The sequence below is a fragment of the Pedobacter sp. GW456-11-11-14-TSB4 genome (assembly GCF_059424425.1).
Genome location: NZ_JBWKZK010000004.1, coordinates 396,591 through 407,558 on the forward strand (window position 1 = coordinate 396,591; position 10,968 = coordinate 407,558).

Here is a 10,968-nt window from a genome sequence, read left to right on the forward strand (position 1 = left end):
AACATTAATTTCTTATTGGTGTAAAGGTTTCTGCCTTCACACCTCGATCACGCATTACAAGAGTATCTATAGAATTAATTGTTCTATCAGCTAAATCTACCTGATAGTTTAAATAAAGGGCATCACGGTCTTGATTACCCCAGCTTTTCTTTTCACCTCTTTTTACAAATTTTCCACTTCCAGTAGCGGTAAAGCTAGCGTCACCTGCCGAAACGGTACAGTTTCCTGCCGCATCGAAAGTTAAAAGAAGTGTTCTATTGATATTTGTACCGCCAGTTACTCTAAAAGTTACTGGAAACTCTGTTTGTGTTAATGAGCGTGTGTTTAGTTTATTGATCTCATCTTTTTCTACATACTGAGTATGACGAACAACTGTTTGATTTAATGCAGTGTTTCCATTTTTACCAGCAACCACATCTTTACCACGACGAAGATAAAATCCGTCCCAAGTGTTAATATATCTAACCGCATAAAGCGTATAATTTTTATCAGACAAAATTGTTTTAGCCTGATTAACACTATTCATAGTTAAGGGTATAACGTATGTAGTTTTTGTAGCTAAAGGATCTGCAAAAAATGCATCAGTAAGTTGTACTTCTACACCACCAATTAGACTTCCCTTTGGGATTACAATTTTATTAGAAGCTAAGGTGTAATAATTAGCGGGCATAGCTTTTACTGCACCACTATATGGTGATGGAAAAGTTAGATTTTGAGTAAGCGCATTATTTACGCTTACATCTATAGTGATATCATTATCATTTGAGTAAACACCAGCAACTGTACCCATAATTTGTAGCTTACGTTGATTATCTAATGTGGTATCGAAAATATCTTCACCCATTGTAATAGTCCTTATTGGCCCTTGATACGCGAAATAAACAGTTTGTGTTTCGAAATCTGGAAATGCCCATTCTGCATTCTTGCAAGAAGTTAGTGCAACAATAAGCACCAATGTTAGTATATTAAGTTTTTTTCTCATGGCAATTTTTTAATTAAATAAATTTGCAAACAGCATATAGTATATTACCATCCTGTATTTTGTTGTAAAGCGTTGTATTTTAAAATTTCACTATAAGGAATAGGACCAAATCTCATGTGTTCCTGAAAACTTCTAGTCTCTACATTAATTACATTATAAGTGTTTTGAGAGATGCTTACCCCGGTTACTGGTTCTGTTAGACTTGCGTTCCAGCGGCGAAGATCCCAAAAGCGAAATCCTTCGAAAGCAAGTTCAATCCTTCTTTCATTTTTGATTAAGATTCTCATCGCATCTTTATCTCCTTTTATCGACTCTAGATATGCATCACCATTGGTAGTGCCTACACCAGCTCTAGCACGAATTGCCTTGATGATATCATAAGCAGAATGTGCATTACCCCCTGTAGCTAAAGGACCCCAAGCTTCATTTGCTGCTTCGGCATAATTTAAAAACAGTTCAGTATAGCGAATATGTGGTTTGTAATGTTTCTGATTATTTACTGTAGGATTACGACTAACATCTTGTCTAAGCAATTTTTTCATGTAATAGCCTGTTCTGGTGCTGGTTTCTCTAATGTTAAGTCCATCATCATTTGTAGCTAGATCTGTAGTTGTATTAATTACCTTATTGGTTGGTCCAACTGTATTACCGTTGTAAACAATAAACTTTGCTAATCGAGGGTCTCTGGCGGTATATGGTGTTGTAGCATTATAATTAGAACCAGCAACAGCTATTGGAAAACCATTTGCCATAGGAAACGCATTAACCAAATTTTGTGTAGGGTTTATTCTCCCTTGACCAGACAATGTTGGTGGATAGTTAGCTGCTTCTAAATCACTATTTGAGCCAACATTAGTTCTCCAAAGCATTTCTCTTGGGCTAGAGCCAGATGCTAAGCCATCAATTTCAGCTTTATTGTCATACCAAGTAACCCCATTTGGATCTAGATTTGCTAACCAACCATTTAAAGCAAGTACTTGTGCTGTATAATTAGCAGCGTTTTCCCATGTAGTAGCATTGCTACCACTATAAGCCGGACTAGCAGCTAGCAGCGCAACTTTAGCACGTATGGCTTTAGAAATACGACCTGTCATTCTTAAGTTGAAAAATTTACCAAAAACCCTATTGTAGGTTTCTGTATTTACTCCTGCATACTTTGCTGGTATTTGAGAGGCTGAGGTAATATCTCTATAATCTAATGGAAGTAATTCTTCTGCCTTGTCTAAATCGCTATAAATTTGTTTTAAACAAGCATCAAAAGTAGCTCTAGGTTGGTTAAAATTAGAAGCCGGAGTTTCTGGTTCTAAAACTAAAGGAAAACCATACATCGTGCCACCAACTTTTCCAGAATGCGCTTGAAGCATATACATCATTAAATATGCACGTAAAGCATAAGCTTCTCCTTTTTGCCTATCGTTAAACATCGTATTAAGCTTTGGATCTTGAGAATCCCATAATACTTTGTCTGCTTCTGCTAAAAACAAATTCACGTATTGGATACCTGCTCTAGCATTTGTCCACTGATCTAATGGATTTAAAATAGAAGACCACTGACCTGTTGCAATTCTTCTGTAGTTGTTGTTGATGTCATTACTAACGGCATCATCTGTTGCTACATCATTAAAATTCCAAAAATTTGAAGGAAGACGAGTATACCCGTTTAGTAATATTCCATGAGCGAGTGCAGGTTCGGTGTATATATTTTCGAAATCTCCATTATTTTGAGGAGCTGGATCTGTAAACTTTTTACAACTCGAAAGTGCAAAGAGTACAACCATAAATATTAAAATTCTGTTCATCATATCTGATATTTTAATCGATTAAAACCTTGCTTTTACGCCTAAGTTATACAACCTAGTTTGCGGAGCACCACCTAAATTCATTTCTAAAATCTCTTTTTCTTTAGCCACTGTCAACAAATTAAATCCAGATATGTAAAGACCCAGTTCTCTAAAAATCTTGTTGTTGGCGAACATTTTCTCTGGAAACGAATAGGAAATTTGCACTTTAGATAAATCAAATCTATCTGTACTGTAAAGCCAAAAATCTGAAGCTCTAAAATTATTATCTCCGTTAAGTGTAGTTAGGCGAGGGAAAGTTGCCGATGTTGCGGTTTGAGGTGTCCATCTGTCACGTACTACTGCTGAATATTTATCAGCTCCGTTAACCCAGAAATAATTATTTGTTTTTACTGCAGAAGCACCAAACCTACCCGTTCCAAGCACAAATACGGTAAAGTTCTTGTACTTTGCTGTTAGATTTAAGCCTGCTGTTAAAGGAGCGCCAAACCAACCGCCTCTACCTAAATATACTTCATCTTTTTGGTCAATTATCATATCACCATTTTGGTCGATATATCTAATATCTCCAGGGGCCAATGCAGAACCAAAAGCTGGTTTAGCACCAGTAACACCATTTGCTTGTGCAACCTCGGCAGCATTTGCGAAAAATCCGTCGCTTTTTAATCCCCAAAGTGCATCAAGAGGTCTTCCAGCTCTGTATTGATATTCATCTTCGAAGGTAAGATTATCAGCTCGTTTTGAGGCTTGGGTATTGTAGTAGGTTGCAGATGCACCTAATGTCCAATCTATCCCACCAATACGTTTATTATAATTGATGTAAAAATCTAAACCAGTACGCTGATCAGCATTGTAATTACTAAATGGCACAAAAGATGACAAAGGGAAGCCAGTAGTAAAATAACTAGGATACAATACGTTGATTTGACCTATGATCCCAGTAATCTGGTTTCTAAAAACATTTGCTCCAAAGCTAAGCTGATTGTTAAACATTGCTGCCTTTAAACCTAAACTCACTTCTTCTCTTCTGGCAAAAGTTAAATTAGGGTTGTTACCACGACGAGAGTCTGTTGATTGAGACCCAACCCCATCATTCCATCCATAGTAGTTACCATTGGCATTTGTATAGATACTTTCATAAGCGAAATACTCTTCAAAATCTAAATCTGTATTTAAGATACCAGCGGATGCCGTAAGTGTTAATTCATTGATGAATGAGACCCCTTTCATAAAATCTTCATACTTAAGTCTCCAACCTAATGTTGCTGCCGGAGAGAATGCAACTCTATTGTCTTCAGGCATTTTTGGAGAACGAACAACCGCACCAGTTAATTCAGCAAAGTATTTATTCTTAAAATCGTAATTTAATTGCAAACCTAAGTTGGAGTTTGTTATAGGCTGATAAATTTCAGATTGCGATTGGCGATAAGCTGCCGCAAGCAAAATTGCTGAAATGTTATGATTTTGATTAACAACAGTTTTGTAGTTTAGCTGACCAGAAAACGAAATTGTTTGTCTGTAATAACTATCAGCAATATTCTGAACTCCACTTTTAGTATCCTCACCCCATCTTGTTAAACTTGCAATTTGGGTAGTGCCATTGTAAGTTGTCCAGTTAGGCTGGTAAGTTGCGTAACCATTTCTATAACCTTGATTGTAACTATTCATGTAATCTACTCCGAGTGTAGAGCTAAAAGACAAACCTTTTAAAAATCCTTTTAAATCTGCATCTACCCCTGTAGTAAACTGAAATTCTCTTTGTACAAAATTATTGTTTCCACCAGCATAAATTGCAGCAAAAGGGTTAGTTTGATCGATTTGCGTACCCCCAAGGATGTATTTACCATCTATTATTGTAGCATTTCTGATCATTGCTTGACTTGCTTCATCATTCGCTTCAATAAAACTAATGGGAATAAGAGGGGTAAATAATTGAGGGCGTAAAGTGGCTGCACTACCCCAATAGTTTGTATTTACACCACCACCGTTAGAAAAAACTGCAGTTGCATCAACTCTTGCTTTTAAAGCTTTTGTTAATTGAATATCTACATTACCACGAATATTAAATCGCTGAGAAGTGTTGTTTTTCTTTGCTTCACCAAAGTTTAACAGTGACCCATTAGATACAAAACCAACATTAGTATAATATCGAGCACGCTCATTACCACCAGAAATTTCGGCAATCGCATCATAACGAGCATAACTACTTTTAAGATAATCAGAAGAATAGTAATCTACGTTTGGATAACGAAAAGGGTCTACACCAGAGTGATTATAAATTGTTTGCGGTGTATAAGCAGCAGCTAATCCATCATTTGAAAGCGCCTCGTTATAAAGGGTCATATATTCTGACGAGCCTAAATACTGAGGAAATCTAGAAGGAACATTTAATCCATAATTACTTCTAACATTTATTCTTTGTTTGGTTTCTGTACCTCTTTTTGTTTTAATTAAAATAACGCCCTTAGCACCACGGCTACCATAAAGAGCAACTGCAGACGCACTTTTAAGAAAAGTTATTTCTTCAATTTCATTTGGCGTAAGGCTTACCACATCACGTGGCACACCGTCAACTAAAACTAATGAAGTATTCATTCCCCAAAGGTTATTACCGTTAAACCCTGGCGCTAATGCCTCTAAACCTTCGAAACCATAGGTTGTATAATTTTTTTCGAGTAATTTAGAAATACTAACTGTTGATACTCCTGCCGGAAGATTGTTCTCTTCTACACTTTTAAAGCCTACATCAACTAGTCTATCTTCTTTTACAAGAATTATTTGCGTTAAGTCGGCACTTGCAACAATTAATGAACTTTTATATCCTGGAGCCTTAACTGTAAAGGCAGTGTTTAATGGAACTTCAAGTGAGAACTCTCCAGATTGGTTCGATATCGTTATTACGTCAGTACCTTGAACGCTAATTGCAGCCCCTGATATTGGACTACCAGTAGCAGTTTGCACAATAGCTTTTATAGGTATTTTATTAGCTTCTTGTGCTCTTATTACACTGACAAACAGCGTAAAAAAGAGACAAAGAACTATTGCTTTTTTTAAAAATTTCATCATTCTTATCTTTAAATATCTTATTTATGATTAATGAACTATTACCAACCTGGATTTTGAGCAAACTCCTTGTACATATTTACATCTGCTCTTTTTAGCGGCAACCAATAATGTTTCTCGCTAAATTGACGCTGTAATATTACTCGCTCACGATAATTTACCACTCTATTAGTCTTTGAATCGGCTGATGGATTTAAAGTAGTAGCACGATCAAATTCCGCAGCTGTTTTTAAGGTATAAGGTACCTCAGCTAGTAAATGCCATCTTCTAAGATCATTAAAACGGTGACCTTCAAATGATAACTCAACTGCACGTTCACGCCTTACTTCTTTCATAAAATCATCAGCAGAACCGATAAATTGTTGGGCAACACGACCAACACCTGCCCTATCACGTATTACATTAATAGCATCTACAGCACTTTTGCTAAAGCCATCAGCTCTTGCTGTAGCCGATTGATAACCAGCCGTAACTGCTTCAGCATACATAATATAGATATCTGCTAAACGCATGTATGGAACTTTGATATTTAAATTTTGGCCATAATTCCAGCCTTGATCGAAATTATTTGCAGTTCTTGGAACGAATTTATAAAGCATAAAACCTGTACGACTACCAGAACGTTCATCTCTATAACTTCCGGCAGTAAATAAATTTGCGTATCGGTGTGTCTCCATATTAGCGGCCAATGTTCCTTGTACTATTTTTACCCCATCATAAACAATATCATTGTAAAACCTTGGATCGCGGTCTTTCCATGGAGTTTGAGGATCATAACCAGAACCAGCTGCATCAGCTTGGGTAGAACTTACAATAGGCAAACCATTTTTCATTCCGTAATAGTTAACGTAGTTAGCCGTTGGCGAAAATACCAATGCATCTGCACCAACAATTGCCGGAGTATACTGCTTAGCTGTGCCATAAGTAGATCCGTGTGCTCCCCAATAAGGCCCCATAAAAATAGCCTCAGTACCGCCCGGTATTAAAAAATTTTGGCCAGTTGTATAAAAGTTTGTGCTGTATTGAGCAAAAGGGATTAGTTTATGAGGAGCAGCGCCGCTTTCTGTTAAGGTTAAAAGTTCTGCAAATGCAGCAGCAGCCTTTTTGCTGAGCTCAACATTATAGGTTTTGTTACCAGTTGATTCAAGGTTCATTAATGGACTAGCAGCCCACAAGTAATTTTTACCTAAATAACCTAAAGCCATAATTTTGTTGATGCGCAATTGATTTTTACCTAAAGTTTGTACACCAGCTGGGATATTATCCCAATTTATTGGCAATAAATCTGCAGCTTCTCTAAAATCTTGTGCCGCTTTAGCTGCTGCCTCTTGATACTTTAATCTAGGCAATCTAAATGCTTCATCAGAAGGTAAAACTTTGTCGATATATGGCAAGCCACCAAAATATTGGATGAGCATAAAATGAAACCATCCTCTAAAAAACAACAATTGGCCTTTAATTACATTGCGTTCTTCTGGCGTAGCATTTACCATCAAGTTCATATTCTCCAAACCTAAATTGGCTTTACGTATGCCGTACCAAGCTAAAGGATATAAACCTTTAGTGAACCTATCGTTATTTGTATTAGCACCATTGTTATCCATAAAGCCAGCGCCCCAACCATCAAATTCTCTTTGCCAACCCCAAAAATCTCCATTGTCAATTTTATTCACAAAGTGAAAATTTTGGACTGTACTTTGGATCTCATCTTCACCCCAGTTGAAACTGTTTGTCCAATAGCGATTAGTGAAATCTGGTATACAGTTATATAATTCTTCGGTAAAGCCCTGAAAACTGCGAAAATCTTTAAATGCTGATTCTGCTGATACAATTGCCTCAGGATCCCTATCCAAATATTTTTTACAAGAAGTTAAACTTGTACTTGTCCAAATAATGCCTAAAATTAAAAGGCTTTTAAAATATTTTTTCATAACAATATTAATTAGAAGATGAAATTAGCACCTAAATTATAGCGTTTTACAGTTGGATACGCCCCTTGAGCAGCCCAACCTTGCCCACCAGCACCTTGATAATTAGCTTCGCGATCATCCGGCATCTTAGTCCATACTGCTAAATTGTTCCCGTTTACAAAAACCCTTAAACTTGATACACCCAGTTTTTTGATCCAATTTTGTCTAAAAGTGTAAGCAACTTCTGCATTTTTTAATCTTATATATGAGCCATCAAACATAAATCTATCTGCCCTAAAATAGTCTGCAGGAGTAGTTTCCCATCTTGGCAATGGTCCGTCGGGATTAGTATTATCTTTAGACCAATAAGAACCTTCATCGTAAGCCACTGTATTTTTACCAGAAAAAGAACCCAGCACAACTTGGCGAGTAACATTATTTACACCATAAAACTGTGCAAATACGCTAAAACCTTTCCAATCGAAACCGATTGTTGCATTATAAGTGTTTTGAGGAGCCCCAGCATAGCCAAACGGAATGTTATCATTTGCGTCAATAATTCCATCGGCATTAAAATCAACTATATGATAATTACCAGGGAGTTTTTGTTGATCATTAGCATTGTGCCTAGTACTTCCATAAAGTTGATCCCAAGTATTGTAATAACCTTGGCTAACATACGAGTAAGCCTGACCTATTTGTTTATCAATTGGTTTTGAGTAAAGAGGTAAAAGTTCTGCCACATCAGCATCAATTACTTTGTTTTTAGCATGGGTGTAATTTAAATTTGCCCAAGCCGTTAGATTATTATTAATTTTCTTGTTAACACGAACATCTATCTCGTAACCTCTAGATTGTACTTTACCAACGTTAAATGTTGGAGGTTGAGCACCATAATAGGTTGGCACCGCTCTAGCTGTTCCAGTTAAAATATCACTTCTATCGTCTTGAAAGAAATCAACACTACCTGAAATCATATTTCCAAAAAAGCCAAAATCTAATGCGATATTCTTTTTAACTACTTTTTCCCAACGCACATTCGGGTTACCAACACCAGTTTCTCTATACCAATTATACGGACTTTGTTCAGCTGCTTCGCCAGTTATTCCTAGTGGAGTTGTACCCCCAAAAGCCCAGTTTGTAAGGAATGCAAATCTTGGCGAACCACCATCATCACCTATCTCACCATATGAACCTCTTAATTTAAGAGAACTGATAAATTTAAGTGGCTTCATGAAATTCTCTTCAGAAATCATCCACCCTAAACCTCCAGAAGAGAAGAAATCAAAACGATAAGCAGGGCCGAATTTTTCAGACCCATTGTAAGCACCATTGTATTCTGCACTGTATTTTCCTTTATAACTATATGTAGTTCTAAATACCCAATCTTCACGATAAGAAGGAATGATACTACCTGTAGCGGTTTCATCTCTGCTCCACAAACCCATTGCCGTAAAAGCATGATTTGTGGCAATAGTTTTAGCATAGTTTAATTGTAATTGTGAGAACATTCTACGGAAGGTAGCTCCATCATTAACAGTACCTGCTCTACTTGCCCATCTTACACTCTCTCTCCATTCTAGCTCAGTAGCTGCATCTTTAGTTTGGGAGTAACTAACAATCCCTGTTTCTGGATCGATATATTTACTTAAAGTACCGTTATTTCTATCATCAATTCCTCTTCCAGCCTCAATAAAAGTATTATCAATAGACAATGTTCCTTTAAAATTTAAGCCTTTTGCAATTGCATCTAAATTTTGATCTAAAGTAAAATCTGTAGTTATTCTTGATGTTGTTGTAGTTTGTAAACCGCTTGTTGCAACAATACGAGCAGAGTTTAAGCTTTGCTGCTCATTAGGTTTATAAAAACCCCATGTACCATCAGAATAAATAGGTAAATATAAATTTGGCGCAGCAGAATAGGCAGCTGTCCACGTATTGTAAGGATTAACATCTATCCATGGTCTATCAGAAAGACCTCTAGAACCTGAAATGTTGGCTCGGAAGACAGTTGTTGGTGTTAACTGAAAATCTAAATTACTTCTAACATTCAATCTTTTAAAACTGTAACCGCCACTGTAACCTCGGTCATTTTCAAATCTTCTAAATAAATCTCCTTCATCAAGATAATCAACAGAAGAAAAATATTTAACAAAATTAGTTCCACCACTTACATTTAAGTTTGCGTTATATGACATGGCATTATCCTTAAACAAGGTATTTACCCAATCTACATTTGGATAACGTTCAGCTTCTTCTAAATTAGCTGGAGAACGATATTTTTGCATTACCGCCTCTGGCAAGTATGAAGTCCAAGCTCCAGGTGCTAAAGCTAATTCATATTCAATTGCTTTATTTCGTACCTGAAACATATCATACGAATCAAGCTTACCAGGAAGTTTTGAAGCTGATTTAACAACTGTGTTTGCAGCAGCTCTAATTTCTGCTTTACCTTCTTTTCCTCTCTTTGTGGTAATTAAGATTACACCATTTGCTCCTTTTACACCGAATACAGCAGTAGCTGATGCATCCTTTAATACAGAGACTGATGCTACCGAACTGATATCGATATTGTTGATCGATCTTTCAACCCCATCAACTAAAATAAGCGGACTAGCATTATTCCATGTACTTCTACCTCTAATCAATATTTGAGGATCTTCTTCACCAGGCATACCACTACTTGCTGTAGTAATAACACCAGGTAAATTTCCTGTTAAGGCAGCTCCTAAACTCGATACACCACCCGTTCTTTCTAAAACTTCACTTGTTGTTTGGGTAATTGCTCCAACCACGCTTTGTTTCTTTTGCACACCATAACCAACCACTACCACTTCTCCTAATTGGTCTGCACTATCTTGCATTACTACTTTAATTGTAGTTTTTCCAGCCACATTTACGTCTTGGGTTTTCATCCCCAAATACATAAAGTTTAAAACTTGTTTATCGGCTGGTACATTAATAACAAACTCTCCATTGTTATTTGTCTGAACTTTAGTAGTGGTACCTTTTACACCCACAGTTACCCCAGGTATTGGTCCTTGTTGTTCATCAACAACTCTCCCAGATACATTTCGGTTTTGTGCAGCTGCACTACCAACCATAACAAAGGAGGCGATGATCGTAAGATACATTATAAGTAATAATTGCTTATATCTGCTAAACTTTAGATATACGCTATTACCCACTTTGATTTTTTTTTCCATTATTTAAA

5 protein-coding genes are annotated in these 10,968 nt (G+C 36.6%); all 5 read right to left on the bottom strand.

Annotated elements, in window-relative coordinates:
* Nucleotides 1-4: 4 nt before the first annotated feature.
* Genes AC07XU_RS15550 through AC07XU_RS15570 form a run of 5 tightly spaced genes read right to left on the bottom strand, consistent with a single transcriptional unit; the run spans nt 5 to nt 10,960 of the window.
* Complete coding sequence (locus AC07XU_RS15550; protein ID WP_494944560.1) at nt 5-982, bottom strand: DUF5627 domain-containing protein; 978 nt, start codon at nt 980-982, stop codon at nt 5-7.
* A 44-nt stretch (nt 983-1,026) separates the two neighbouring features.
* On the bottom strand, nt 1,027-2,784 hold the full coding sequence (locus AC07XU_RS15555; RefSeq protein WP_494944561.1) for a RagB/SusD family nutrient uptake outer membrane protein: 1,758 nt from the start codon (nt 2,782-2,784) through the stop codon (nt 1,027-1,029).
* 18 nt (nt 2,785-2,802) lie between these two features.
* Complete coding sequence (locus AC07XU_RS15560) at nt 2,803-5,847, bottom strand: SusC/RagA family TonB-linked outer membrane protein (RefSeq protein ID WP_494944562.1); 3,045 nt, start codon at nt 5,845-5,847, stop codon at nt 2,803-2,805.
* A gap of 38 nt (nt 5,848-5,885) precedes the next feature.
* Nucleotides 5,886-7,775: a RagB/SusD family nutrient uptake outer membrane protein gene (locus AC07XU_RS15565; protein WP_494944563.1), complete on the bottom strand. Its 1,890-nt coding sequence runs from the start codon at nt 7,773-7,775 to the stop codon at nt 5,886-5,888.
* A gap of 11 nt (nt 7,776-7,786) precedes the next feature.
* Nucleotides 7,787-10,960 (bottom strand): SusC/RagA family TonB-linked outer membrane protein, encoded by a 3,174-nt coding sequence (locus tag AC07XU_RS15570; protein WP_494944564.1) that lies wholly within the window; start codon nt 10,958-10,960, stop codon nt 7,787-7,789.
* Nucleotides 10,961-10,968: the final 8 nt, after the last annotated feature.